We start from the raw sequence: 24,916 nt of genomic DNA, 5'->3' as shown, positions 1-24,916 counted from the left end.
TCCGGGCGGCCCGATCGGTTCGCCCGCCGCGCGCGTCCGCCGGGCGCGTCAGCTGTCCGGGGCGGGTGACGGCACGGCCCCGACGGCGTTGCTGTAGTCGGTGTGCGTGCGGTAGACCTCGGTGAAGCGGCCCGCGGCCCAGCGGTAGGTGATCACGTTCTCGTCGGACGGGCTCGACACCGGGTCGCCCTTCTCGTACACCTGCTTGGAGACCACCAGGTCGCCGCGGTCGATCTCCGCGTAGACCGGAGGCTCCTCGGCCTTGAACACGTTCTCGTACCCGCCGTCCTTCTCGCGGTACACGTAACTGCCCACACCGACCGAGTCGCCGCAGGTCAGCACGTTGACGACGATGTCGTCGCCGTTGTTGCCGGTCAGCTCCCCGTACGACACGTCGACGGGGTACTCGTCGGCGACGCACGGCTGCAGCTCGCGCTTGACCTCCGCGGAGACCTTCGGGTCGTTCTTGACGAGCCGGACCGCGTCCACGCGGGTGGGGAGCCTGGACGGGGAGGCCACGGGCGTGGAGGCCGCGGCGCTGCCGACCGTGTCCGCGCGGGCCGGGCCCTCGTCGCGGGCACCGGTGCCGCCGCCCCCGCATCCGGACAGGGAGACGCCGACGGCGACGAGCACGGCCACCACCGTGCCCGCCGCCCGCACGCTCCTCCGGGTCCCCCCGGGTGTCCCACCGACGGTCAGGCCGCGCAACGCTCCCGCTCCCCACGCTCCCACGCCCGCGTATCCAGATCGCGGGCGACCAGCTCCTCGCGGAGCCGGGCGAGCGCCCGGTGCAGCGTGCTCTTGACCGTTCCCGCCGACATGCCGAGGGCGGCGGCGGTCTCCTCCGTTGACATCTGCTCCCAGTGTCGCAGCACCACGACGCTGCGCTGCTTCGGGGCGAGCACCTTCATGACGTCCATCAGCAGGGCGCGGTCCGCGTGCTGCTCGGTGGAGTCGTCCACGCAGGACTCGGGGAGATGCTCGGTCGGCACCTCCTCCAGCTTCCGCGCCCGCCACCACTCGGTCCGCGTGTTGATCATGACCCGGCGCAGGTAGGCGTCCGCCAGCCGCTTGTCCTCGATGGTCTCCCAGCGGCCGTACGTCCGGGCCAGCGCGGTCTGCAGCAGGTCCTGCGCGTCGACGGGGTCCGGGACCAGCCGCCGGGCACTGCGCAGCAGCGCGTCCTGCCGGGTGCGGACGTACTCCTCGAACTCGAGCACCTCGCCCTGCGCCATGCCCTGCACCATGCTCTGCGCCATGGTCAACCGCCTTCCGATCCCCGTTTTCACCGGCGGTCGGTCATCCGCCGGTCCACACTGCCTGTGGCCCCTGGTCGTGACGTGCCCTCGGGCACGGGAACGAAGGTAGGGAAGCGTTGTCACGGCACTGTGCGGAGCAGCACGCGGCTGTCCCTCGACTGTCCGTCGGTTGTGTAACGGACGAGGTGGGAGACGTGAGGGCGGGGCGGATCGATCGCCTTGCCGGGCGATTCGTCCGGTAGGGGTGGTGTGGCGGACGCCGTACGCCACCCCCTGGGGATCAGCTCAGCGGCAGCCGGTACAGACCGCCCGCCAGCGGCTCGACCAGGCCGTCGGCGACCAGGCCGTCCAGGGCGCGCGCCCGCTGGACCGGTTCGTGCCACACCCGGTCCAGCGCCGCCTGCGGCACGGGGGCGTGCGCCTCCCGGAGCACCGCGAGCAGCCGGCCGCGCACCTGCCGGTCGGTGCCCGCGTACGTCTGCGCGCGCCGCGGCGGCCCGTCGTGCGCGGGCTTGCCGGCCAGCCGCCAGGCGCACTGCGCGGCGATCGGGCAGCGGTGGCACGCCTCGTTGCGGGCCGTGCACACCAGCGCGCCCAGCTCCATCGAGGCGGCGGCCCAGCGTGCGGCGCGCGCCTCGTCCCGGGGCAGCAGCGCCCGCGCCAGCTTCCGCTCGGCGGCGGTGGTGGCGTTCGGCGGGTACTGCACGCCGGTGACCGCCCGGGCGAAGACCCGGCGGACGTTGGTGTCCAGCACGGCGTGCCGCCGGCCGTAGGCGAAGGAGGCGACCGCGGCGGCCGTGTACTCGCCGATGCCGGGCAGCGCCAGCAGCTGGGCGTGGTCCGCCGGTACGTCGCCGCCGTGCCGTTCCGTTATGGCGGCGGCGGCGCCGTGCAGGCGCAGGGCGCGGCGCGGGTAGCCGAGCCGGCCCCAGGCGCGGACGGCCTCGCCGGGGGCCTCCGCGGCGAGGTCGGCGGGGCGCGGCCAGCGGGCCATCCACTGCTCGTACACGGGCAGGACCCGGTTCACCGGCGTCTGCTGGAGCATGAACTCGCTGACCATCACCCCCCACGCGCCGGCCTCCGGGCGGCGCCACGGCAGGTCGCGGGCGTGCTCGTCGAACCAGTCGATGACGGGGGCGTGCAGTGCCTCACCGGACACGCCCTGCCCGCCTGCCGGTCCGGCGTCGGCGGCAGCGACGACGGCGGCGGTGGCGGCTTCGGCGGGGGTGGTGGCTTCGCCTGCGGTGGCTTCGGGGGCCGGGGCGCCTGCGGCGCCGGGGGCCGCGGTGTCCGCCGGGTCGGCGGCCGGGGCGCCTGCGGCTCCGGCGGGGCCGGAGGGGGCGTGGTGCGGGGGCTTCGTGGGCGCAGTCATGACCCTCCGATCCTGCCACGGGAGGACCGCTCCGCGGGCGCACCGCCACCCGGTGACGACCGTCGCACCTGACGATCGGCAGGGGCGCCGCCCCGCCGCCCGCTTGTAGCGTCGGCGCCATGAACGGAACCCGCCCGGCCGACGACGCCGGGACCGGCACCGGGAGCACCGGCCGCAGGAGCGGGGCCGCCCGCCTCGTTCCGCTCGGCCGGGGCGTCCTCCTGTGGGCCGGGCTGGCCCTCCCCGCCGTCACCGCGGACCGGCTCGGGATGAACGAGCCGCGCCCCGCCTGGCAGCAACTGGCCGGGCTGGGCGTGCTCGCCCTGTCCGCCGTGCTGTCCCGGCGGCAGCCGCTCGTCGCCTTCGCGCTGACGGCGGCCCTGGGCCTGGCCGCGACCCCGGCCCTGTTCAGCGTCTCCTACGGTCCCGCCCTCGGCGTACTCGCCCTGCTGCTCGGACTGCGCGCCGGCCGGCCGCGCCCCGCGGCGGCCGTCTTCGCCGGTGTGGGCGCCGTCGGCACGGCGCGGATCGCGCTGGCCGGGATTGATCCGCCCGCCGAGTGGCTGGTCCTGACGGGCACGCTGCTCTTCGGCTGTGTCTTTCCCTGGCTCTGCGGGCGCTACTGGCGGCAGAGCCGGGCGCTCGCCGAGGCCGGCTGGCTCCGGGCGGCCCGGCTGGAGGACGAGCAGCGGCACGCCGAGGAACGGGCCCGGCTGCGCGAACGCGCCCGGATCGCCCAGGACATGCACGACTCCCTCGGTCACGAACTGAGCCTGCTCGCGCTGCGCGCCGGCGCCCTCCAGGTCGCCCCCGGCCTCGCCGCGGAGCACCGCGCCGCCGCGGCGGACCTGCGTGCCGCCGCCGCCGACGCCACCGACCGCCTGCACCGCATCATCGGCGTCCTGCACGAGGTGTCCGTCCACGACGAGCCCGCCCCGCTGACCCCGGCGGGGGAGAGCGTCGAGGACCTCGTCGCCCGGGCCGCCGAGTCGGGACTCCCCGTCCGCTGGGAATCGCGGGACGAGAACGCCGGCCCGGTCCCCGAGCCCGACGGCGTCACCGGGCGGCTGCTGCACCGGATCGTGCGCGAGGCGCTGACCAACGCGGCCCGGCACGCGCCCGGCGCCCCCGTCGTCGTCGCCGTCACCGGTCACGCCCACGGCGTCACGGTCACCGTCACCAACGGACCGGCCACCCAGGAGGCGTCCTCGACCTCGGGCGGCACGGGCCTGCTCGGTCTGCGCGACGCCGTCGCCTCGGTCGGCGGCGACTTCCGGGCCGGCCCGCACGGGGAGGGCTTCCGTGTCCGGGCGTACGTCCCGGCCCGGCCGACGCTCGCCCCGGCCGCCCCTCCCACCCCGGCGGCGCCCTACGCCCACGCCCGCCGCCGGGTCGCCCTCGGGCTCGGTGCCGCCGCCGTCGCGGGCGTCGCCCTGGTCGGCGCGGCCTTCGGCTGGTACGCGTACACCGAGACGCACGCGGTGCTCACGCCGAGCGCGTACGCGGCGCTGCGTCCGGGCATGCCGTACGACGAGGTCGCGTCCGTGCTGCCGGCCCGCGAGGTCCACGACCCGCCCACCGACCGGGCCCCCGCGCCCGAACCGGCGGGCGCCGACTGCCGTTACTACCGGGCCAGCGGCGAACTCCTGGTCTCCGTCGACCACTTCCGCCTCTGCTTCGACGAGGAGGCGCGCCTGCTCACCAAGGACGTCGTCCCCGGTGCCGGCACCCCCGGCGAGCGGCGCGCGGAGCACGACGGGAACGGCACAGCCGCCGGACACGCCGGACACGACGAACACGACGAACACGAGGAACACGAGGAGTCCGTACGGTGATCCGCGTCCTGCTGGCCGACGACGAGGCGATGGTGCGGGCCGGTGTGCGCGCCATCCTGGCGAGCGGCGGCGAGAGCGAGGTCGTCGCCGAGGCGGGCGACGGCCGCGAGGCGGTCGAACTGGCCCGCGCCCACCGCCCCGACGTCGCTCTGCTCGACATCCGCATGCCCCGCCTGGACGGCCTCACGGCGGCCGAGGAGATCGTGCGGGCCGTCCCCGGCACCGCGGTCGCCATGCTGACCACCTTCTCCGAGCAGTCCTACGTGGCCCGCGCCCTGACCGCCGGTGCCACCGGCTTCCTGCTCAAGTCCGGCGACCCCTACGAACTGATGGCCGGTGTGCGGGCCGTGGCCGAGGGCGCCGCCTTCCTGTCCCCGAAGGCCGCCCGGCACGTCGTCGAGGACCTCGGCCGGGCCGGTGGCGGCGGCCGGCTCGCCCGCGAGGAACAGGCACGCGTCCGCGTCGCCCGCCTCAGCCCCCGTGAGCGCGAGGTCCTCGGCCTCGTCGGCTCCGGCCTGTCCAACCCGGAGATCGCCGCCCGGCTCCACCTCGTCGAGGGCACGGTGAAGGCGTACGTGAGCGCGGTCCTGGACCGGCTGCAGGTACGCAACCGGGTCCAGGCGGCGATCGTGGCGTACGAGGCGGGGCTGGTCGGGACGGACGCCTGAGGCGCTCTCAGCGCCGCCGGTGCGAGGCGACGTACGCGGTGCCGGTGGCGGCGGCCGGACCCGGGCCGGTCAGCCACCGCACCGCGGGTGCCGACGACGCCCGCATCGCCCCGGCCAGCCGCGTCGCCGGACGCCTGCCCAGACGTACGACCGCGGCGGCGACGACGGCGCCGAGCAGCAGGCCCGCGGCGACGTCGTGCGGGTAGTGGACGCCGACGAAGACCCGGGAGAACGCCATCAGCAGGGCGAGCGGGGCCGTCAGCCAGAGGGCGGCCCGCCGCACCGCGACCAGCGCGACGGCAAAGGCGCCCGCTATCGTCGCGTGATTGCTCGGGAAGGACCAGTCACCGGCCGGCGGACACGCGGCCAGCGAGGGCACCGCCCCGGCGACCGCCCGGCACGGACGCTCCTCGGTGAAGCCCGACTTGAGCAGCTCGCTGCAGACGTACGCCACAGCCGTGGCCACAGGTGCAAGGGCCGCGATCGCGAACGCCTGGATGCTGCCGTGCCGTGAACGCCACCAGGCCAGGACGAACAGCGCGCCGAACAACAGGATTCCCGCCTCCGTCCACACCTCCGCCGCGTGCTGGACCCAGGTGGGGGTGTCGTGGGCGAAGCCGGTGATGTCGCGGTAGAGCTCGTCGTCCTCGAAAATCATGGTCACGGACGGTAGTTGGCGGCCCGATCCGCTCACACCCTGCGATCGTCAGGCACCGCACCCGACGATCGGCAGGGGCGGGAGCCGGTCTCCGGGATGATGATCCGTAAAAGTTGCTGCTCCGAACGGCGGGTGGGACAAGGGAACGCGCCGATCTCTCGTACAGTTTGCGCCGTGGGATCTCTGCGCAATCCGGTCGGGCCGCTTCCCTCCTCCATCTACTGGCGACGGAGGGCCGTACTGCTGTCCGTGTTCGCCCTGTTGGCGCTGCTGATCACGTGGGTCGTGGTCTCCGGCGGCGGGGGCGGCGGCAAGGGGCACGAGGACAGCGCCGACGGCAAGAACCCCGTGCCTTCGATCACACCGGGCCCCTCGGGTTCCGGGCCGGCGATCAGTCAGGCGCCGGGCGGCCGGGACGAGTCGGGCGGCGGGGACTCCAACGGCTCGGGCGCCGGGGCGGGTTCGGGCGGCGCGGGCGGCTCCGGTGACGGGTCCGGGTCCGACGGGCCGGGAGCAGGCGGCTCCGGCGAGGGCGGCGACGGAACGGGCGGACCGGGCGGCTTCGGCGGCGGCGAGGCGGTCGGAGTGGGTGCGGGCGACGCCCTGCCGGCGGGGTCGGGCCTGCCCGACTGCACCGGCAGCGCGGTCAAGCTGAGCCTGCGCAGCGTCCGCAACACCTACTCGCCCGGCCAGACGCCCGCCTTCGAACTGACCGCGCGGAACACCTCCGGCAGCGACTGCAAGGTCGATCTCGGCCCCAAGCACGTGGTGCTGACCATCACCCCGGCCGACAGCGACGACGCCTACTGGTCCTCCGACCACTGTGTCAAGGGCTCGGGCAGCCTCTCGTACCGGGTGGCCGCCCGCAGCGGCATCACCTACACCGTGAAGTGGGACCGCAAGCCGAGCTCCCCCCGGTGCGCGACGCCCCCGGCGGGGTCGGCCAAGGCGGGCACGTACCTGGTGGAGGCCGAGGCCGCGGGCTTCGGCAAGGTGCAGACGTCCTTCGTGCTGAAGAACGACTGAGGCGGCGCGGGCCTGGGGGATCCGGGGGCCGGACGGCTCGGGGGGCGGGGTCCGGGGCGCCGTCCGGGGCGGACCGCACCGGCACCCGGTGTCCGGCTCCGGCACCCGGCGGCAGGCGCCCGGTGCCGGACGCGTCCGGTGTCAGACGTAGCGTTCCAGGATCGACGACTCGGCCAGCCGGGACAGGCCCTCCCGCACACTGCGCGCCCGCGCCTCGCCGACGCCGTCCACCGTCTGCAGGTCGTCCACGCTCGCGGCGAGCAGCTTCTGCAGTCCGCCGAAGTGTTCCACCAGCCGGTCGATGATCGCACCGGGCAGCCGCGGCACCTTCGCCAGCAGCCGGAAGCCGCGCGGCGACACCGCCGAGTCCAGCGTCTCGGGGGAGCCGGTGTATCCCAACGCGCGGGCCACCGTGGACAGTTCGAGCAGCTCGGCGTGGCTGAGCTTGTCCAGCTCGGCCAGCGCCTCGTCGACCGTGCGGGACCGCTTCGCGGTCGGCTCGGGCACGTAGTCCCGTACGACCAGCTCGCGTTCGGGCTCCACGCCGGCGATCAGCTCGTCCAGCTGCAGCGCCAGCAGCCGCCCGTCGGTGCCCAGCTCCACCACGTACTCGGCGATCTCGGTCGCGATGCGGCGCACCATCTCCAGCCGCTGGGAGACCGCCGAGACGTCGCGGACGGTGACCAGGTCCTCGATCTCCAGCGCCGACAGCGTGCCCGCGACCTCGTCGAGGCGCAGCTTGTACCGCTCCAGGGTCGCCAGCGCCTGATTGGCCCGGGACAGGATCGCCGCGGAGTCCTCCAGGACGCGGCGCTGCCCGTCGACGTACAGCGCGATCAGCCTCATCGACTGCGACACGGAGACGACGGGGAAACCGACCTGCTTGCTGACCCGGTCCGCCGTACGGTGCCGGGTGCCGGTCTCCTCCGTGGGGATCGTCGGGTCGGGAAGCAGCTGCACTCCCGCCCGCAGGATCTTCGACAGGTCAGAGGAGAGCACGATGCCGCCGTCGAGCTTGCACAGCTCGCGCAGCCGGGTCGCGGTGAACTCGACGTCCAGCACGAAACCGCCGGTGCACATCGACTCGACGGTCTTGTCGGAGCCCAGCACGATGAGACCGCCGGTGTTGCCGCGAAGGACCCGCTCCAGGCCGTCCCGCAGCGGCGTGCCGGGCGCCACCGCGCTCAGCGAGGCGCGCATCAGGCCATCGGCACCGGCACTCCCACCGGACTTTCCGGGAGCTGCTGCCCGGTCGTTGGCTGCCACTGCACTCCTCCGGTCGCAGGTTCTTCTGGCGCTCCCGTGTCGCACACTCGGGCGTACGGACGGGCGGGACCAGCGCAAAGTCTACCGGCGGTCCTCCTCCTCCCGTGGGGCCTCTCGCCGACGCGAGCGCGGAAGGACCCGCAGCGCGTCCCCCATGTCCGCGACCTCCAGGACCTTCATGCCGTCGGGGACCCTGCCCGGATCGGTCGGCACCAGGGCGTGCGTGAACCCCAGGCGGTGCGCCTCGGCGAGCCTGCGCTGCACGCCCGTGACCCGTCTCACCTCGCCGGCGAGACCGACCTCGCCGATCGCGACGAGGTTCTTGGGCAGCGGTGTGTCGCTCGCGGCACTTGCCAGGGCGAGCGCGACGGCGAGGTCGGCGGCCGGCTCGGAGAGCTTCACCCCGCCGACCGTGGCGGTGTAGATGTCCCTCTTGCCCAGGGCGCTGATCCGGCCGCGCTGTTCCAGCACGGCGAGCATCATCGACACGCGGGACGTCTCCAGACCGGACGTGGTGCGCCGCGGGGACGGGATCTGGGAGTCGACGGTGAGCGCCTGCACCTCGGCCACCAGCGGCCGGCGGCCCTCCAGGGTGACGGTCAGACAGGTGCCGGGCACCGGCTCGGTACGCCGGGTGAGGAACAGCCCGCTGGGGTCGGCCAGGCCCGTGATGCCCTCGTCGTGCAGCTCGAAGCAGCCGACCTCGTCCGTCGTGCCGTACCGGTTCTTGACGCCGCGCACCAGCCGCAGCCGCGCGTGCCGGTCGCCCTCGAAGTGCAGCACGACGTCCACGAGGTGCTCCAGCAGCCGGGGACCCGCGATGGCGCCGTCCTTGGTGACGTGCCCGACCAGCAGGGTGGACATCCCGCGTTCCTTGGAGGCGCGGATCAGCGCCCCCGCCACCTCCCGCACCTGCGCCATGCCGCCGGGGGCGCCGTCGATCTCGGGCGAGGCCACCGTCTGCACGGAGTCGAGGATCAGCAGCGACGGCTTGACGGCGTCCAGGTGCCCCAGCACCGCCGAGAGGTCGGTCTCGGCGGCGAGGTAGAGATGGTCGTCGATGGCGTGGATGCGGTCGGCGCGCAGCCGGACCTGGCTCGCCGACTCCTCACCGGTGACGTAGAGGGTCTTGTGCTCCTCGCTCGCCGACTTGGCCGCGACGTCGAGCAGCAGCGTGGACTTGCCGACGCCGGGCTCGCCCGCGACGAGCACCACGGCGCCGGGCACCAGACCGCCGCCGAGCACCCGGTCCAGCTCGGGCACGCCGGTGGAGCGGGCGGTGGCCTGACGGCCGTCGACCTGGCCGATGGGCACGGCGGAGGTGGTGACGCGCCCCGGTGTCGTCGTACGGACGGCGGGCGCGCCGTACTCCTCGACCGTGCCCCAGGCCTGGCACTCGGGGCAGCGGCCGAGCCACTTGGCCGTCTGCCAGCCGCACTCGGTGCAGCGGTAGGACGGACGGTCCTTGGTGGTCTTCGTACGGGCAGCCATGCGTGAACGGTAACCGCCACCACTGACAGACGGCCCCGGGGCCGGGTGCCCGCCGTCCGCGGGCACCCCCTCCGCCGGGCCCCGCCGGACCCGCGCGGACCGCTGCCGGCACCCCGCGCATCCACGGAACGACAGGCTCCTGTCCCCTTATGAGGGATCGTTTCACCCGTACGGATTAAATGTGTCCGGCGCGCCAGTCCGCGCCACCCATGGCCGCCTACGGTCGCCGGGTGATGAGGAGCAGTCCGCAGTCCCCGACCCGCACGACCGGCGCACACCGGGCGCACCGGGAGGCGCGTGACCGCGCGGCGGCGCGCACGCTCGCGCAGCGGCCGCCCCTGCCCCACGAGGCGTATCTGGACGGCCTGTTCACCTACTGCCTGTCCGTCCTGTGCGATCACGACGCCGCGACCGCCGCGCTGGGTGACGTCCTCGCGCTCGCCGAGCGCCGGGGGCACCGCGTCCCCGAGCCCTCGGACCGCCGGGCCTGGCTGTACGCGCTGGCCCGCTGGGCGTGCCTGCGCAAGCTCGCGCAGGCCAGGCAGAAACGTCAGGGCAGCCACGCGGCGGGCCGCCCCGCACCGGGCCTTCCGGCCCGCTCGGCCCACCCGGACAGCTCGGGCGACCCGGTCCGCTCGGCCCACCCGGTCCGCTCGGCCCACCCGGACAGCTCGGGCGACCCGGTCCGCTCGGCCCACCCGGACAGCTCGGGCGACCCGGTCCGTCCGGACGGCCCGGACCACCCGGCCCGCTCGGACCGGCCCGTCCGCGCGGGCGGCCCCGGCCGCACCCGGCGGCCGGCACCGGCGGCGCCCCCGCAGCCCTCCGGCGAGGAGCAGGACCGCCGCCGTCGCGAACTGTCCCTGCTGGCCTGGCCGGAGGCGGCCGGCACCACCCCGGAGCAGCGCGAGGCCCTCGAACTGGCCGTGCGCCACCACCTCGCCGCCCACGAGGTCGCCGCCGTGCTCGGCATGGACCCGGCCGCCGCCCGGGACCTGCTCGCCGCGGCCGCCTGCGAGGTCGAACGCACCCGCGCCGCGCTCGCCGTCGTCGAGACCGGCACCTGCCCCGGTGTGTCCCGTCTCACCGGTGAGAACCGGCTCGTGCTCAGCGCCGCCCTCCGCCACGAGCTGGTCCGGCACGTCGACGACTGCCCGCGCTGCCGCCGCGCCGCCGAGCGCGCGACCCCGGGCCGCTGGCCGGGCACCAGCGTGACCCCTGCCGAGCTGCCCGTCCTGGAGGCCCCCCGCGCGGCGCTCCGGGCCGCCATGGCGCACGCCCCGCGCACCCGGGGCGCCGCCCCCCGCTTCGACCGGCGCGGCTTCCCGATGGACCCCAAGGACCGCGCGGCCCGCCGGGACCGTCTGCGCGCGCGTGCCGTCACCACGACCGTCGTCGCCACCGTCGTCGCGGCCCCGGTGCTCGCCCTGTGGGCGGCCTACCGCGGGACACCCGTCGGCGAGGGCGAGGACGGCCGCTCGGCCAGCGCCAGCGAGGCGCACGGCCCCGACGGGCTGAACGGCGCGTGGGCGGCCGACGGCCGGGGGTACGAGAACACCGGCAACGCGAGCACCGGGCCCGGACCCCACTTCGGCAAGGACGGCGAGGCGGACGTCTCCGTGGAGGTCGTCAGCGTCTCCGGCACGAGCGGCGAGGAGACCGGCCACCTCACCGTGTCGGCGGGGAACGACGGCGACACCACGCTGATCACCCTCACCGCGACCGGCGACGCCCCGGTGCGCTGGTCCGCGTCGGCCGGCGCCCCCTGGCTCTACCTGAGCCGGTCCTCGGGCACCCTGCGCCCCGGCGAGACGCTCACGATCAAGGTGTACGTCGACCACCTGCGCGAACCGTCCGGATACTGGCGCGCCACGGTGGCCGTGGCGCCCGCCGGCGCCGTCGTCTTCATCCGGGGCTACGGGACCGCGCCGCTCCCCTCCCGCCCGGGCCCGCGCCCCACCCTGCCCGACAGCTCACCGCCCCCGACGTCTCCGGGCCCGGCTCCGACGCCCTCGCCCTCGGCGCCCGACCCCTCGTCCACCGCCGGCCCCACGCCCGCACCCACGTCTCCCGGCTCTCCCGGCCCGGACCCGTCACCCACCGACGTCCCGTCCCCCACCGGCGGCACGGACGGCTCGTCCCCGCCGCCCGGCGACAGCGACAGCCCGAGTCCGGCCACGTCGTAACGGCCCCGGAGCCGGCGCCGGGGCCCGGCCGCGTCGCGGCGGCCGCCTCAGCGGGCGGGATCCGCCGGATGCGGCGCCAGCAGGGGCAGCCGCGACGCCAGCCGCTCCTCGCACAGCTCGACCAGCCGGTCGTAACCCGCCTTGCCCATCAGCTCGATCAGCTCCGGCCGGTAGGAGACGTACACCGGCTCGCCCGCGCCGTGCGCCGAGGTCGCCGAGGTGCACCACCAGTGCAGGTCGTGCCCGCCCGGCCCCCAGCCACGCCGGTCGTACTCACCGATCGACACCTGCAGCACGCGGGTGTCGTCGGGCCGGTCGATCCACTCGTACGTCCGCCGCACCGGAAGCTGCCAGCACACGTCCGGCTTGGTCTCCAGCGGCTCCCGGCCCTCCCTCAGGGCGAGGATGTGCAGCGAGCAGCCCGCGCCGCCGGCGAAGCCGGGCCGGTTCTGGAAGATGCACGAGCCCTGGAAGGGGCGGGTCTGCCGCGAGCCCTCCTCGTCCTCGGAGACCCAGCCGTCCCGCGTGCCCTCGGCGTGGTGCTGCCAGATGTCCGGCGTGAGCCTCGCCACGTGCCCGGCGACCCGCTGCTCGTCCTCCTCGTCGGAGAAGTGGGCGCCCAGCGAGCAGCAGCCGTCGTCCGCGCGGCCCGCCTGGATGCCCTGGCAGCCGCTGCCGAAGATGCAGTTCCAGCGAGAGGTCAGCCACGTCAGGTCGCAACGGAAGACCTGCTCGTCGTCGGCCGGGTCCGGGAACTCCACCCACGCGCGCGCGAAGTCGAGCCCCTTCTCGTCCTCTGCCGGAAGACCCGTCGCGAGGACCCCGGCCGCCCCGCGCAGGCCGTCCTTCTTGTTCTTCTTGTCCCTCTTGGGCGACTTGTCGTCCTTCGCCTTTTTCGTCTTTGGCACGGCTCCAGGGTAAGTCGCCGAGGACGTACGACGGCACCGCCGGCCGCCCCCGACGGCAGTAGCGTTCCCTGTATGAGACTCGGTGTCCTCGACGTGGGTTCGAACACGGTGCATCTGCTCGTGGTGGACGCGCACCCCGGTGCGCGCCCGCTGCCCGCGCACTCGCACAAGGCGGAGCTGCGCCTGGCCCAACTCCTCGACGAGGACGGCGCGATCGGTCCCGAGGGCGTGGACCGGCTGATCGAGGTCGTCCACGAGGCGCTCCGGGCCGCCGAGGACATGGGCGTCGAGGAACTCCTGCCGTTCGCCACCTCCGCCGTGCGCGAGGCCCGCAACGCCGACGACGTGCTCGCGCGCGTACGCGAGGCGACCGGCGTCGAGCTGACCGTGCTCAGCGGCGCGGAGGAGGCCCGGCTCACCTTCCTCGCCGTCCGGCGCTGGTTCGGCTGGTCCGCGGGCAAGCTGCTGGTCCTCGACATCGGCGGCGGCTCCCTGGAGATCGCCTACGGCATCGACGAGGAACCGGACGCCGCCGTGTCGCTGCCGCTCGGCGCGGGCCGGCTGACCGCCGCCCGGCTGCCCGGCGACCCGCCCGACCCGGAGGACGTACGGGCCCTGCGCCGGCACGTCCGGACGGAGATCGCCCGCACGGTCGGCGAGTTCAGCCGCTTCGGCCCTCCCGACCACGTCGTGGCCACCTCGAAGACCTTCAGGCAGCTCGCCCGCCTCACGGGCGCCGCCCGGTCCGCCGAGGGCCTCTACGTCCAGCGGGAGCTGAAGCGGGCGTCCCTGGAGCCCTGGGTGCCCCGCCTGTGCGCCATGACCACCGCCGAGCGCGCCGAGCTGCCCGGTGTCTCGGAGGGCCGGGCCGGCCAGCTGGTGGCCGGCGCGCTGGTGGCCGAGGCCGCGATGGACCTCTTCCGCGTGGAGAGCCTGGAGATCGGCCCCTGGGCCCTCAGGGAGGGCGTGATCCTGCGCCGCCTCGACCACATGGGGCAGGGCTGAGGGGCCGGCGCCGGGACGCGGCCCTCCGGGAGGCCGCGGAGGCGGGCGACGACGGCGCGCCGGCCCCGGCCCCGTATGGCAATCACCACAACGGCGAACGGGCACCCCGCATCCGCCCGGCCCCACCCCGTAACCTGGCCACCGTGGCAGAACCAAGGGACGTAGTCCGCATCCCGGACGCGAAGGTCGCCCTGTCGACGGCTTCCGTCTACCCGGAGTCGACGGCGACGGCCTTCGAGATCGCCGCGCGCCTCGGTTACGACGGCGTCGAGGTCATGGTGTGGACCGATCCGGTCAGCCAGGACATCGAGGCCCTGCGCCGGCTCAGCGACTACCACCGGATGCCGGTCCTGGCCGTCCACGCGCCCTGCCTGCTCATCACCCAGCGGGTCTGGTCCACCGACCCCTGGACCAAGCTCCGGCGCGCGCAGGCCGCCGCCGAGAAGCTGGGCGCGAGCACCGTCGTCGTGCACCCGCCCTTCCGCTGGCAGCGCCAGTACGCCCGGGACTTCGTCAGCGGCATCTGGCGGATGGCGGACGAGACGGACGTGCGGTTCGCGGTCGAGAACATGTACCCCTGGCGCTACCGGGACCGCGAGATGCTCGCCTACGCGCCCGACTGGGACGTGACGAAGGAGGACTACCGCCACTTCACGATCGACCTCAGTCACACCGCCACGGCCCGCACCGACACCCTCGGCATGATCGACCGCATGGGCGACCGGCTCGGCCACGTCCACCTCGCCGACGGCAAGGGCTCCGCCAAGGACGAGCACCTCGTCCCCGGCCGCGGCGACCAGCCCTGCGCCGAGCTGCTGGAGCGTCTCGCGCACACCGGGTTCGACGGCCATGTCGTCATCGAGGTCAACACCCGTCGCGCCATGTCCAGCGCCGAACGGGAGGCCGACCTCGCCGAGGCGCTGGCCTTCACGCGCCTGCACCTGGCCTCGGCCTCCTCGGCCTCCTCCGCGACGAGGCCCTCCCGGCCGTGAGCGACGCCACCCACGGGACCCCGGGCACCTCCGACGTCTCCCCGGCCCCCGTGCCGCCTCCGGCCGTCCCGCCCGCCGCCCCCGCCCGTCGCCGTGGCCGCCCCTCGCGGGCCGAGGCCGCCGGGACCCGCGACCGCATCCTCGACGCGGCCCGCGAGGAGTTCTCCGAGCGGGGCTACGAGAAGACCTCCGTCCGCGGCATCGCCAAGGCGGCGGGCGTGGACCCCGCGCTCGTGCACCACTACTTCGGCACCAAGGAGCAAGTCTTCGAGGCCGCGATCGAGGTCGCCTTCGCGCCCGCCCTCAAGGCCCCCGAGGCGATCGGCGACGGCCCGCTCGACACGGTCGGGGAGCGCCTGACCCGCTTCTTCCTGGGCCTGTGGGAGTCCCCCGGCACCCGCGCGCCGCTGCTGGCCATCGTCCGCTCCGCCGTGGACAACGACACCGCCGCCGCCGTCTTCCGCCGCCTGGTCGCCGCCCAGCTGATGCGCCGCATCGCCGACCGGCTGGACCTGCCGGACGCCGAGCTGCGCGCCGAGCTGGCGGCGGCGCAGCTGGTGGGGTGCGCGATGCTCCGGTACGTGATCAAGGTGGAGCCGTTGGCGTCGGCGGACCCCGAACGGATCGTCGCGCGGCTGGCACCGGTCGTACAGGGGCATCTCACCGGCCCCTGACCGGATTCCGACCGACCCCTGACCGACCGACCCTGACCGATCCGAAGTGCTCCGGCGACGAGACGGACATCCCGTATTCCGGACACCTCGTCCCGGTCCCTGGATGACGGGCGTACGCTCGTCGACAGTCAGAACACCGCCGGCACCGTCCGGCGGAACTCTCCGAAGGAGCGAGCGACGATGCCCGAGCTGAGGTCCCGCACAGTCACCCACGGCCGCAACATGGCGGGCGCCCGCGCCCTTATGCGCGCCTCCGGTGTACCCGGTGCGGACATCGGCCGGAAGCCGATCATCGCGGTCGCCAACAGCTTCACCGAGTTCGTGCCGGGCCACACGCACCTCGCGCCGGTCGGCCGGATCGTCAGCGAGGCCGTCAAGGCGGCCGGCGGCATCCCGCGCGAGTTCAACACGATCGCCGTCGACGACGGCATCGCCATGGGCCACGGCGGCATGCTCTACTCCCTGCCCTCCCGCGACCTGATCGCGGACAGCGTGGAGTACATGGTCGAGGCCCACTGCGCCGACGCCCTGATCTGCATCTCCAACTGCGACAAGATCACCCCGGGCATGCTCAACGCCGCCCTGCGGCTGAACATCCCGACGGTCTTCGTCTCCGGCGGCCCCATGGAGTCCGGCCGCGCCACCCTCGTCGACGGCACGGTCCGCACGCTCGACCTGGTCGACGCGATGTCCGACGCCGTGAACGAGAAGATCTCGGACGAGGACATGCTCCGCATCGAGGAGAACGCCTGTCCGACCTGCGGCTCCTGTTCCGGCATGTTCACCGCCAACTCGATGAACTGCCTCACCGAGGCCATCGGCCTGTCCCTGCCCGGCAACGGCTCGGTCCTCGCCACCCACACCGCGCGCAGGCAGCTCTACGTCGACGCCGCACGCACCGTGATGGACCTGGTCCACCGCTACTACGGGCAGGACGACGACTCGGTCCTGCCGCGCTCCGTCGTCACCTTCCAGGCGTTCGAGAACGCCATGGCCCTCGACATCGCGATGGGCGGCTCCACCAACACGATCCTGCACCTGCTGGCCGCCGCCCAGGAGGCCGGTGTCCCCTTCGGCCTGGAGCAGATCGACGCCGTCTCCCGCCGCGTGCCGTGCCTGGCGAAGGTCGCGCCGAACGTCGCCAAGGACCGCACGTACTACATGGAGGACGTGCACCGCGCCGGCGGCATCCCCGCCCTGCTGGGCGAGCTGCACCGCGCGGGCCTGCTCAACGAGGACGTGCACGCCGTCCACAGCCCGTCCCTGGCCGACTGGCTCAAGACCTGGGACGTGCGCGGCGGCTCCCCGTCCCCCGAGGCCGTCGAGCTGTGGCACGCGGCGCCCGGCTGTGTCCGCTCCGCCGAGGCCTTCTCCCAGTCCGAGCGCTGGGAGGCGCTGGACACCGACGCCGAGGGCGGCTGCATCCGCTCCGCCGAGCACGCGTACACCGAGGACGGCGGCCTCGCGGTCCTCAAGGGCAACCTCGCCGTCGACGGCTGCGTCGTGAAGACGGCCGGCGTCGACGAGTCGATCTGGACCTTCGAGGGACCGGCCGTGGTCTGCGAGTCGCAGGAGGAGGCCGTCCAGAAGATCCTCACCCAGCAGGTCAAGGAGGGCGACGTCGTCGTCATCCGCTACGAGGGCCCCAAGGGCGGCCCCGGCATGCAGGAGATGCTCTACCCGACCTCGTACCTGAAGGGCCGGGGCCTCGGCAAGGCCTGCGCGCTGGTCACCGACGGCCGCTTCTCCGGCGGCACCTCGGGCCTGTCCATCGGCCACGCCTCGCCCGAGGCGGCCGCGGGCGGCACCATCGCCCTCGTCGAGGACGGCGACCGCATCCGCATCGACATCCCGAACCGCTCCATCGAGCTGCTGGTCGACGACGCCGAGCTGGCCCGCCGCGAGCAGGCCCTGAACGGCGTGTACGCCCCGAAGAACCGCGAGCGCAAGGTCTCCGCGGCGCTCAAGGCGTACGCAGCGATGGCCACCAGCGCCGACAAGGGCGCCGTCCGCGACGTGACCAAGCTGGGCTGACCGGCCGCGCGGACCCCGCCGGCACGGGACCCGGCCGCTACCAGGCGGCCGGGTCCCGTCCGTCGACGCCGAACACGGTCCCGTCCGGGGCACCGGCGTAGACGCGCCCGTCCACGAGCACCGGCACGTGCAGCGTGGCGGGCACCCGGTCGGCGTCGGCGCCGAACCGCGTCGGCGTCTGCCCCAGGATCCTGCCCGTGCCGGCGTCGACCCCGAGGAGTCGCCCGTCGGGGGCGGTGACGTACACGTGCCGTCCGTCGGAGGCGGGTGCCGAGCCCTGGCTCACCCCGGTCTCCAGCCGCCACCGCTGCCTGCCCGCGGCCGTGTCGACGGCGACCAGCGAGCCGCCCGTGCCCATGAGGTACACGGTGTCCCCGTGCACCCCGGCCTGCGCCCCGGCGACGGGGATGTCCAGCTCCACCCGGCGCACCGACCGGGTCCCGGGCGTGTAGCGCACCACGGCGGTCGCGCCGCCGTGGACCGCGTCGTCGGCCAGGAAGTACACGGAGCCGTCCGCCGCGCCCGCCGGTGTCAGCGACCCCTCCAGTCCGGCGTCCCACCGCACCTCGCCCGTCGCCGGGTCCACCGCGGTCACCAGGGTGCGGGACCCGTCGTCCGACACGGCCGCCGCGTACGCCGTCGGCTCCCCGGCGAACGAGGTGAAGTACGGCACGGCCTGCCCGGGGATCCGGCGCGACCAGGCGACCTCGCCCGTGGCGCCGTCCACGCCGGTGACCCGGCCGTCGGCGGCGGTGAGCAGGAGCATGTCGCCCGCGCACCGCAGCCCGTTGTAGTCGGGCATCCCCTTGCGCCACCTCACCTCGCCGGTGGCGGGGTCGTACGCCTCCAGGTCGCCGATCAGACCGATGGACGGCTGTACGAGGCCGCCCGCCACGACCGGCGGCTCGCTCCGCACCGCCTCCGTGACCTCGCGGCGCCACAGCGTGCGTCCGTCGGCCGGGTCGAGGGCGAAGACCAGTCCGGGCCGCCCGCACAGCAGCTTGCCCGCGCCGTACGAGCACTGCGGCACCCCGCCGTGCGGGGCCGCCTCCGTCTCCCACGCGGTGAAGCCCGAGGCGTTCCGCGCGACGGCGGTCCGCCCTGCCGGTTCAGGGTCGCCGGACCACCGGAGCGAGGCGAGCCCGCCGAGCACGGCGAGACACAGCACCCCGGCGACCAGCACCGTCCGCCGCCCGGGACGCCGCCCGACCCGGCGCTCGGTACGCGCGGCGGGCCCGGGCGACGGGGATCCCTCCGGGCGGGCCTCCGCGTCCGGTCCCGTGTCCGTCGGTCCCGTGTCCGTCGGTCCCGTGTCCGTCGGTCCCGTGCCGTCCGGTCCCGTGCCGTCCGGTCCCGTCTCCGGCGGGTCCGTCTCCGTCGGTCCCGCGCCGGCCGGGTCCGCCTCCGCCGGGGACCGCGGCGGTTCGTCCGTCACCGTCCGCGCCGCAGGCACGAACGACTGCGTGTCGTACAACGCCGCCACCGACCGCAGCTCCCGCATCAGCTCGTCCGGTGTGGGCCGTTCCTCCGGCTCCTTGGCCAGACACCGCCGCACCAGCGGGGCGAGCGTCTCCGGCACGCCCGTCAGATCGGGCTCGTCGTGCACGACCTGGTAGGCCACGATGTACGGGCTGTCCGAGTCGAAGGGCCCGCGCCCGGTCGCCGCGTGCACCATCAGCGACCCGAGCGCGAAGACGTCGGCCGCCGGGCCCACCTCCCGCGGCCGCCGGAACTGCTCGGGCGCCATGAACGGCGGCGTCCCTATCAACTTGCCCGTCTCGGTGTGCAGTTCGCTGTCCTTCGGCCGGGAGATGCCGAAGTCGATGACCTTCGGACCGTCCTCGGCGAGCAGCACGTTGCTCGGCTTCAGATCACGGTGCACCACCCCGACCCGGTGGATGTCCCGCAGCCCCTCCGCGAGTCCGGCCATCAGCCGCCGCAACTGGGCCGGATCCATCGGCCCGTTCCGCTTCACCTGCTCGGAAAGGGTCGGCCCGGGGATGAACAGGGTGGCCATCCAGGGCCGTTCGGCCTCCGGATCGGCGTCGACGACCGGCGCCGTGAAGGCACCGCTCACCCGCCGCGCGGCGGCCACCTCCTGCCGGAACCGCCCCCGGAACTCCGGGTCCTCGGCGTACCGGGCGTGGACGACCTTGACCGCCAGCTTCATCCCGGAGGTGCTCCGCGCCACGTGCACGACGCCCATGCCACCCGATCCCAGGCAGGACTCCAGGCGGTAGTGACCGGCGTATTCCGGAAGTTCCGCTTCCGCGCCCGCCCCGTCGTACCCCCGTGGCGCCATGGGACCACCCCCGTGCTGTTCCTCCGCGCGCGCGACGCTCCGGAGCCTAGTCGATGCCCGCCCGGAGCCCGCGGTACGTCCGGCGCCATAATCGACGCGTGAGCGCAGAGAACGGCACGAACGGCACCCCGGGCACCCCCGCGGACCCCACGGCCCCGGCCGGCCCCCGTCCCGAGCCCCTCCGTTTCTTCGGCACGTCCTGGGTGGACCACGACCAGGGCTACGCCGCACGCCGGGCCGGTCTCGCCGTCGGCTCCCTCGCCGCGGCGGCCGCCGCCTGCCTCGTCCTCCGCGTCGCCTACCAGGGCCTCCAGATCGCCGGCACCGGGCACTTCGTCTCGCTGCTGATGGTCGTGATGTTCGCGGTCTGCAGCGCGCTGGCCTTCCGGCACACCTGGGCGGGCTTCACCAGCCGCCCCGACCCGGACCGCCAGGCCTCCCTCCGCGGCCTGCTGGCCATCGGCTTCGTCGGCACGCTCCTCGCCTACTTCTTCCGCACCTTCACCGAGGCCCCGGGCGAGACACTCCACCGCGCCGAGTACGACAGGGCCCGCGAGGAGTACGAGAAGCGCACCACCCGCCGCTCCGGCAACCCGTCGAAGAAACGCCGCCGCCGCGCCTGACCGACCCCGCGGCGGCGCCCCCGCTCACGTGACACCGCACCACCCGTCGGCCCCTCCGGCGAACGCCCCGCGCGTCCCCGGGCCGCGCGGCCACCATGGCCGTACGACGACTCCGAAGGCCGGCTCACCGACCGCCCTTCCTGCCGCTCGCCCGCACCCCCGTGACCGCTTGACGACGGGAGAGGGCGCGAGCACTATTCATCACATGATGAATTATTTCTCCCGCCCTCCTGACGACCGGGAAACCGCCTCCGCCGGCCGGGGAACCACCTCCGGAACCACCCCCGCCGTCCGCGCCGAGAACCTCACCGTCACCCGCGGCCCCCGCACCGTCCTGCACGGTCTCGGCTTCACCGTCCCGCGCGGCCGGATCACCGGCCTCCTCGGCCCCTCCGGCTGCGGCAAGTCCACCCTCATGCGCGCGATCGCCGGCACCCAGGCCAAGGTCACCGGCACCCTCGACGTCCTCGGCCACCCCGCCGGCCACCCCGCCCTGCGCACCCGCATCGGCTACGTCACCCAGGCCCCGTCCGTCTTCGACGACCTCACCGTCCGCCAGAACCTCGACCACTTCGCCGCGATCCTCGCCCCCGGCCGCGCCTCCCCCGACCGCCGCCACGAGGTGGACCGCGCCCTCGCCGACGTCGACCTCACCGCTCACGCCGACGCCCTGGCCGGCAACCTCTCCGGCGGCCAGCGCAGCCGCGTCTCCCTCGCCGTCGCCCTCCTCGGCGCCCCCGAACTCCTCGTCCTCGACGAACCGACGGTCGGCCTCGACCCCGTACTGCGCCGCGACCTGTGGGCCCTCTTCCACTCCCTCGCCGCCGACCGGGGCGTCACGCTCCTCGTCTCCTCCCACGTCATGGACGAGGCCGAGCGCTGCCACCGCCTCCTCCTGATGCGCGAGGGCACGCTCCTCACCGACGACACCCCCGACGCCCTGCGCACCCGCACCGACGCCGGGACGGTCGAGGAGGCCTTCCTGCGCCTGGTGGACGAGGCGGTGGCGGCATCCCGTACGGAGGAGCCCACCCGATGACCACCGCCCACGCCCCCACGCGCCGGAACCCGGCCCCCACGCACCCTCTGAACATCCACCGCACCGCCGCCACCGCCGCCCGCGTCCTGCGCCAGCTCGCCCACGACCCCCGCACGATCGCGCTGCTGCTCCTGATCCCGTGCCTGATGCTGTTCCTGCTGCGCTACGTCTTCGACGGCAGCCCGCGTACCTTCGACACCATCGGCGCCTCGCTCCTCGGGATCTTCCCGCTGATCACGATGTTCCTGGTCACCTCGATCGCGACCCTGCGCGAGCGCACCTCCGGCACCCTGGAACGTCTCCTCGCCATGCCGCTGGGCAAGGGCGACCTCATCGCCGGCTACGCCCTCGCCTTCGGCGCCCTCGCGATCATCCAGTCGGCCCTGGCGACCGGCCTGGCGGTCCGGTTCCTCGGTCTCGACGTGACAGGCAGTCCCTGGCTGCTCCTCCTGGTCGCCCTCCTCGACGCCCTTCTGGGCACCGCGCTCGGCCTCTTCGTCTCGGCCTTCGCGGCCTCGGAGTTCCAGGCGGTCCAGTTCATGCCGGCAGTGATCTTCCCCCAGCTCCTCCTCTGCGGCCTGTTCACCCCGCGCGACCGCATGCACCCGGCCCTGGAGGCCGTCTCCGACGCCCTGCCCATGTCGTACGCGGTCGACGCCATGAACGAGGTCCTCCGCCACCCCGACATGACGACCGCCTTCGTACGGGACACCCTGATCGTGGCGGCCTGCGCCCTCCTGGTCCTGACCCTGGGCGCGGCCACCTTGAAACGCCGCACGGCATGACAGCCCGTCCGGCGTGTGAGGACGAGGCCGTCCAGGCCGGAGCGGGGGTCTGAGGGCGGCAGCCCCAGGGAGCGGCAGCCCCAGGGACAGGAGAGGAAGGGGCGGCGGGGGCGAAAAACTCTCGACGCGACCCCCACCGGCGTCCCGCGGACCGGACGCGACACCGCACCCGCCCTCCTGGGTGCGAGGATGACGACGACGGACAACGCACCCCAGACAGGGCACGGAGGGCACCGAAACCCATGACCCAGAAAGTCGCAGTCCTCGGCACCGGAAAGATCGGCGAAGCCCTGCTCAGCGGAATGATCGGAGCCGGCTGGTCACCCGCCGACCTCCTGGTCACCGCCCGCCGCCCGGAACGGGCCGAGGAACTCCGCACCCGCCACGGAGTCACCCCGGTCGGCAACGCCGAGGCCGCCAAGACCGCCGACACCCTCATCCTCACGGTCAAGCCGCAGGACATGGGCACACTCCTCGACGAGCTCGCCCCGCACATCCCCGCCGACCGCCTGGTCATCAGCGGCGCCGCGGGCATCCCGACCTCCTTCTTCGAGGACCGTCTCGCCCCCGGCACCCCGGTCGTCCGCGTCATGACGAACACCCCGGCCCTCGTCGACGAGGCCATGTCCGTCATCTCCGCCGGCACCCACGCCACCGAGTCCCACCTCACCCACGCCGAGGAGATCTTCGGCGCCGTCGGCAAGACCCTCCGCGTCCCCGAGAACCAGCAGGACGCCTGCACCGCCCTCTCCGGCTCCGGCCCGGCCTACTTCTTCTACCTGGTCGAAGCCATGACCGACGCCGGCATCCTCCTGGGCCTGCCCCGCGACAAGGCCCACGACCTGATCGTCCAGTCCGCGATCGGCGCCGCGAAGATGCTCCGCGACAGCGGCGAGCACCCGGTCAGGCTCCGCGAGAACGTCACCTCCCCCGCCGGCACCACCATCAACGCCATCCGGGAGCTGGAGAACCACGGCGTCCGCGCCGCCCTCATCGCCGCCCTGGAAGCCGCCCGCGACCGCAGCCGCGAACTCGCCTCCGGCACCAAGGACTGACGACCCGGTGAGCCCTGCCGCCGGGGGAGGGCTCACACCGCCGCCGCCGTCACCGCCCGCCGGGCAGGCGGGCCACCGGCGGCGAGGACACGGCGCGCCCGCTCCCCGCATCGCGCCTCACCACCGGCTCCCGCGTCTACCGGGCCGCGTCCACGGGCGGCAGCAGCCCGATCGCCCGGTAGGCGGCGTCCACGGTCGGCCGGGCCATCGCCCGCGCCTTCTCCGCACCGACCCGCAGCACGCCGTCCACGTACCCGGGATCCGCGCACAGCTCCTGGTGCCGCTTCCGCAACGGCCGCAGCACCTCCACCACGGCCTCCGCCGTGTCCTTCTTCAGCGCGCCGTACGAGTCGTACGCCTCCGCCAGATCCGCCGGCTTCCCGCCTGTGCACGCGGCGAGGATCTCCAGCAGGTTCGCGAGCCCCGGCCGCGCCTCCTGGTCGTACACGACCTCGCGTCCGCTGTCGGTCACGGCCCGCATGACCTTCTTCCGCACCACGTCCGGCTCGTCCAGCAGATAGACGATCCCCGGTCCGGCGTCGTCGCTCTTCCCCATCTTCGACGTCGGATCCTGCAGGTTCATCACCCGGGCCGCCACCGCCGGGTTCGTGGCCCGCGGCACCACGAAGGTGTGCCCGTAACGCTGGTTGAACCGCACCGCGAGATCCCGCGCCAGCTCCACGTGCTGCGTCTGGTCGTGCCCGACCGGCACCTCGTCCGTCCCGTACGCCAGGATGTCGGCCGCCATCAGCACGGGATACGTCAGCAGCGACAGCCGCACACTCCCGCCCCGCTCCCGCTCCCGCGCGGCCTTCTCCTTGTACTGGATCATCCGGCGCATCTCTCCGTCGGTCGCCACACACTCCAGTACGTACGACAGCCGGGCGTGCTCGTCCACGTGACTCTGCACGAAGACGGTGCACAGCTCGGGGTCCAGCCCGGCGGCCAGCAGCAGCGTCGCCGACTGCCGGCTCAGCCTGCGCACCCGCGCCGGATCGTGGTCCACGGTCAGCGCGTGCAGGTCGACCACGCAGAACAGCGCGTCGGACCGGTGCTGATCCTCCGCGGCCCACTGCCGCATGGCGCCCAGGTAGTTCCCCAGCGTCAGGTGCCCGGTCGGCTTGATCCCACTGAAGACCCTCGTCATCTCTCCACCTCTTGGTCGGGACCGCCGCCGTCGGCCGCCCCTCCCGGAGGGAGATACGAGAACGGCCGCCGAAGCGGCGGCCGTCGAGTACGTACGTGAGCGCGGCCGCCGTCAGGCGGCCCACCAGGACTGGTTGCACGTACGCGTCATCACGGGGCCCACCGTACGCCCCGGAGGGTCACTCCGCCCGACAGTTGACACACCCCGTCCTCATCCGTACTGTTCTCCGAGTTGTCCGACGTGAGACCCGGCCCCGGCCGGTCCCCGGACAGCGATTCCGCAAGTACCCACCACTTTCGACGAACAGTCGCATTGCCGGCGTCGTCGTTTCCTTGGTGTGCGTATTTATGGAATGAGGAATCCACGTTCGAAAGGACGCGGCCCCCGATTAGCTCGGGAGCCGGGAATCCGCTAGAGTCTCACTCGTCGGAACGGCCCAAGGGCCGGGAAGACAACCCCCTCTGACGGGGAATCAGGGCCCGAAAGGATCTGATAGAGTCGGAACCGCCGGAAAGGGAAACGCGGAAGCGGGAACCTGGAAAGCACCGAGGAAATCGGATCGGAAAAGGATCTGATAGAGTCGGAGACGCA

21 protein-coding genes are annotated in these 24,916 nt (G+C 74.2%); 12 read left to right on the top strand and 9 right to left on the bottom strand.

The window, feature by feature from the left end; all coding sequences use genetic code 11:
• Positions 1–48: 48 nt before the first annotated feature.
• The 3 genes from ACFYOJ_RS07695 to ACFYOJ_RS07685 all read right to left on the bottom strand — a co-directional run bounded on the left by ACFYOJ_RS07695 (position 49) and on the right by ACFYOJ_RS07685 (position 2,631).
• Positions 49–708, bottom strand: a complete 660-nt coding sequence (locus tag ACFYOJ_RS07695) for a hypothetical protein (RefSeq protein ID WP_356551251.1) — start codon at positions 706–708, stop codon at positions 49–51.
• A complete protein-coding gene (locus ACFYOJ_RS07690) occupies positions 696–1,235 on the bottom strand; it encodes a SigE family RNA polymerase sigma factor (protein WP_356551546.1) in 540 nt (179 codons plus the stop codon). The genes ACFYOJ_RS07695 and ACFYOJ_RS07690 overlap by 13 nt, the downstream gene beginning before the upstream one ends.
• A 304-nt stretch (positions 1,236–1,539) precedes the next feature.
• Positions 1,540–2,631 (bottom strand): A/G-specific adenine glycosylase, encoded by a 1,092-nt coding sequence (locus ACFYOJ_RS07685; RefSeq protein WP_356551249.1) that lies wholly within the window; start codon positions 2,629–2,631, stop codon positions 1,540–1,542.
• Between the two features lie 119 nt (positions 2,632–2,750).
• On the opposite strand from ACFYOJ_RS07685, the gene ACFYOJ_RS07680 reads away from it, so the two are divergent.
• Together ACFYOJ_RS07680 and ACFYOJ_RS07675 are read left to right on the top strand one after the other, a co-directional pair.
• Positions 2,751–4,466, top strand: a complete 1,716-nt coding sequence (locus tag ACFYOJ_RS07680) for a histidine kinase (protein ID WP_356551247.1) — start codon at positions 2,751–2,753, stop codon at positions 4,464–4,466.
• On the top strand, positions 4,463–5,134 hold the full coding sequence (locus ACFYOJ_RS07675; protein ID WP_356551245.1) for a response regulator transcription factor: 672 nt from the start codon (positions 4,463–4,465) through the stop codon (positions 5,132–5,134). The genes ACFYOJ_RS07680 and ACFYOJ_RS07675 overlap by 4 nt, the downstream gene beginning before the upstream one ends.
• 7 nt (positions 5,135–5,141) lie before the next feature.
• On the opposite strand, the gene ACFYOJ_RS07670 is transcribed toward ACFYOJ_RS07675, so the two are convergent.
• Positions 5,142–5,792 (bottom strand): phosphatase PAP2 family protein, encoded by a 651-nt coding sequence (locus ACFYOJ_RS07670; protein ID WP_356551243.1) that lies wholly within the window; start codon positions 5,790–5,792, stop codon positions 5,142–5,144.
• A gap of 174 nt (positions 5,793–5,966) precedes the next feature.
• Here ACFYOJ_RS07670 and ACFYOJ_RS07665 point away from each other — a divergent pair, with 174 nt between their 5' ends.
• The gene (locus ACFYOJ_RS07665) at positions 5,967–6,818 is read left to right on the top strand and encodes a hypothetical protein (RefSeq protein ID WP_356551241.1); all 852 of its coding nucleotides are present in this window, start codon (positions 5,967–5,969) and stop codon (positions 6,816–6,818) included.
• Positions 6,819–6,959: 141 nt separating this feature from the next.
• Here the strand turns inward: ACFYOJ_RS07665 and disA are convergent, their stop codons facing one another.
• Both disA and radA read right to left on the bottom strand, forming a co-directional pair.
• On the bottom strand, positions 6,960–8,084 hold the full coding sequence (gene disA, locus ACFYOJ_RS07660) for a DNA integrity scanning diadenylate cyclase DisA (protein ID WP_356551239.1): 1,125 nt from the start codon (positions 8,082–8,084) through the stop codon (positions 6,960–6,962).
• Positions 8,085–8,165: 81 nt separating this feature from the next.
• Positions 8,166–9,575 (bottom strand): DNA repair protein RadA, encoded by a 1,410-nt coding sequence (radA, locus tag ACFYOJ_RS07655; RefSeq protein WP_356551238.1) that lies wholly within the window; start codon positions 9,573–9,575, stop codon positions 8,166–8,168.
• A 233-nt stretch (positions 9,576–9,808) separates the two neighbouring features.
• Here radA and ACFYOJ_RS07650 point away from each other — a divergent pair, with 233 nt between their 5' ends.
• Complete coding sequence (locus tag ACFYOJ_RS07650; RefSeq protein ID WP_356551545.1) at positions 9,809–11,761, top strand: hypothetical protein; 1,953 nt, start codon at positions 9,809–9,811, stop codon at positions 11,759–11,761.
• Between the two features lie 47 nt (positions 11,762–11,808).
• On the opposite strand, the gene ACFYOJ_RS07645 is transcribed toward ACFYOJ_RS07650, so the two are convergent.
• Positions 11,809–12,669 carry a hypothetical protein gene (locus ACFYOJ_RS07645; RefSeq protein ID WP_356551236.1) on the bottom strand — a complete coding sequence of 287 codons (861 nt, stop codon included), beginning with the start codon at positions 12,667–12,669 and terminating at the stop codon, positions 11,809–11,811.
• Between the two features lie 72 nt (positions 12,670–12,741).
• Between ACFYOJ_RS07645 and ACFYOJ_RS07640 the strand changes: the two genes are divergently transcribed.
• The 4 genes from ACFYOJ_RS07640 (at position 12,742) to ilvD (ending at position 17,374) form a co-directional block, all read left to right on the top strand.
• Positions 12,742–13,674, top strand: a complete 933-nt coding sequence (locus ACFYOJ_RS07640; protein ID WP_356551235.1) for a Ppx/GppA phosphatase family protein — start codon at positions 12,742–12,744, stop codon at positions 13,672–13,674.
• A 143-nt stretch (positions 13,675–13,817) separates the two neighbouring features.
• Positions 13,818–14,666: a sugar phosphate isomerase/epimerase gene (locus ACFYOJ_RS07635; protein WP_356551233.1), complete on the top strand. Its 849-nt coding sequence runs from the start codon at positions 13,818–13,820 to the stop codon at positions 14,664–14,666.
• Between the two features lie 50 nt (positions 14,667–14,716).
• Positions 14,717–15,340, top strand: coding sequence for a TetR family transcriptional regulator (locus ACFYOJ_RS07630; protein WP_356551544.1), 624 nt, complete (start codon positions 14,717–14,719; stop codon positions 15,338–15,340).
• 180 nt (positions 15,341–15,520) lie between these two features.
• Positions 15,521–17,374 (top strand): dihydroxy-acid dehydratase, encoded by a 1,854-nt coding sequence (ilvD, locus tag ACFYOJ_RS07625; RefSeq protein ID WP_356551232.1) that lies wholly within the window; start codon positions 15,521–15,523, stop codon positions 17,372–17,374.
• A 37-nt stretch (positions 17,375–17,411) separates the two neighbouring features.
• On the opposite strand, the gene ACFYOJ_RS07620 is transcribed toward ilvD, so the two are convergent.
• On the bottom strand, positions 17,412–19,676 hold the full coding sequence (locus ACFYOJ_RS07620) for a PQQ-binding-like beta-propeller repeat protein (protein ID WP_356551230.1): 2,265 nt from the start codon (positions 19,674–19,676) through the stop codon (positions 17,412–17,414).
• Positions 19,677–19,774: 98 nt separating this feature from the next.
• On the opposite strand from ACFYOJ_RS07620, the gene ACFYOJ_RS07615 reads away from it, so the two are divergent.
• The 4 genes from ACFYOJ_RS07615 to proC all read left to right on the top strand — a co-directional run bounded on the left by ACFYOJ_RS07615 (position 19,775) and on the right by proC (position 23,178).
• Entirely contained in the window at positions 19,775–20,299 is a 525-nt protein-coding gene (locus ACFYOJ_RS07615) for an EamA/RhaT family transporter (RefSeq protein ID WP_356551228.1), read from the top strand.
• A 205-nt stretch (positions 20,300–20,504) separates the two neighbouring features.
• A complete protein-coding gene (locus ACFYOJ_RS07610) occupies positions 20,505–21,338 on the top strand; it encodes an ABC transporter ATP-binding protein (protein ID WP_356551226.1) in 834 nt (277 codons plus the stop codon).
• A complete protein-coding gene (locus tag ACFYOJ_RS07605) occupies positions 21,335–22,123 on the top strand; it encodes an ABC transporter permease (protein WP_356551224.1) in 789 nt (262 codons plus the stop codon). Before ACFYOJ_RS07610 ends, ACFYOJ_RS07605 begins: the two co-directional genes overlap by 4 nt.
• A 242-nt stretch (positions 22,124–22,365) precedes the next feature.
• Positions 22,366–23,178 carry a pyrroline-5-carboxylate reductase gene (proC, locus tag ACFYOJ_RS07600; RefSeq protein ID WP_356551222.1) on the top strand — a complete coding sequence of 271 codons (813 nt, stop codon included), beginning with the start codon at positions 22,366–22,368 and terminating at the stop codon, positions 23,176–23,178.
• A gap of 136 nt (positions 23,179–23,314) precedes the next feature.
• Here the strand turns inward: proC and trpS are convergent, their stop codons facing one another.
• Positions 23,315–24,325, bottom strand: a complete 1,011-nt coding sequence (gene trpS, locus ACFYOJ_RS07595) for a tryptophan--tRNA ligase (RefSeq protein WP_356551220.1) — start codon at positions 24,323–24,325, stop codon at positions 23,315–23,317.
• Positions 24,326–24,916: the final 591 nt, after the last annotated feature.

It is taken from the genome of Streptomyces sp. NPDC006384 (assembly GCF_042870695.1).
Lineage (GTDB): Bacteria > Actinomycetota > Actinomycetes > Streptomycetales > Streptomycetaceae > Streptomyces.
Note: the sequence above shows the minus strand (reverse complement) of the source record. Positions and strands in the feature narration are given on the sequence as shown.

Coding starts and splice junctions, on each gene's coding strand:
- ACFYOJ_RS07690 (WP_356551546.1), bottom strand. CDS start 1,235: ATGGCGCAGGGCGAGGTGCTCGAGTTCGAGGAGTACGTCCGCACCCGG.
- ACFYOJ_RS07685 (WP_356551249.1), bottom strand. CDS start 2,631: ATGACTGCGCCCACGAAGCCCCCGCACCACGCCCCCTCCGGCCCCGCC.
- ACFYOJ_RS07680 (WP_356551247.1), top strand. CDS start 2,751: ATGAACGGAACCCGCCCGGCCGACGACGCCGGGACCGGCACCGGGAGC.
- ACFYOJ_RS07670 (WP_356551243.1), bottom strand. CDS start 5,792: ATGATTTTCGAGGACGACGAGCTCTACCGCGACATCACCGGCTTCGCC.
- radA (WP_356551238.1), bottom strand. CDS start 9,575: ATGGCTGCCCGTACGAAGACCACCAAGGACCGTCCGTCCTACCGCTGC.
- ACFYOJ_RS07650 (WP_356551545.1), top strand. CDS start 9,809: ATGAGGAGCAGTCCGCAGTCCCCGACCCGCACGACCGGCGCACACCGG.
- ACFYOJ_RS07640 (WP_356551235.1), top strand. CDS start 12,742: ATGAGACTCGGTGTCCTCGACGTGGGTTCGAACACGGTGCATCTGCTC.
- ilvD (WP_356551232.1), top strand. CDS start 15,521: ATGCCCGAGCTGAGGTCCCGCACAGTCACCCACGGCCGCAACATGGCG.
- ACFYOJ_RS07620 (WP_356551230.1), bottom strand. CDS start 19,676: ATGGCGCCACGGGGGTACGACGGGGCGGGCGCGGAAGCGGAACTTCCG.
- ACFYOJ_RS07610 (WP_356551226.1), top strand. CDS start 20,505: ATGATGAATTATTTCTCCCGCCCTCCTGACGACCGGGAAACCGCCTCC.
- ACFYOJ_RS07605 (WP_356551224.1), top strand. CDS start 21,335: ATGACCACCGCCCACGCCCCCACGCGCCGGAACCCGGCCCCCACGCAC.
- proC (WP_356551222.1), top strand. CDS start 22,366: ATGACCCAGAAAGTCGCAGTCCTCGGCACCGGAAAGATCGGCGAAGCC.
- trpS (WP_356551220.1), bottom strand. CDS start 24,325: ATGACGAGGGTCTTCAGTGGGATCAAGCCGACCGGGCACCTGACGCTG.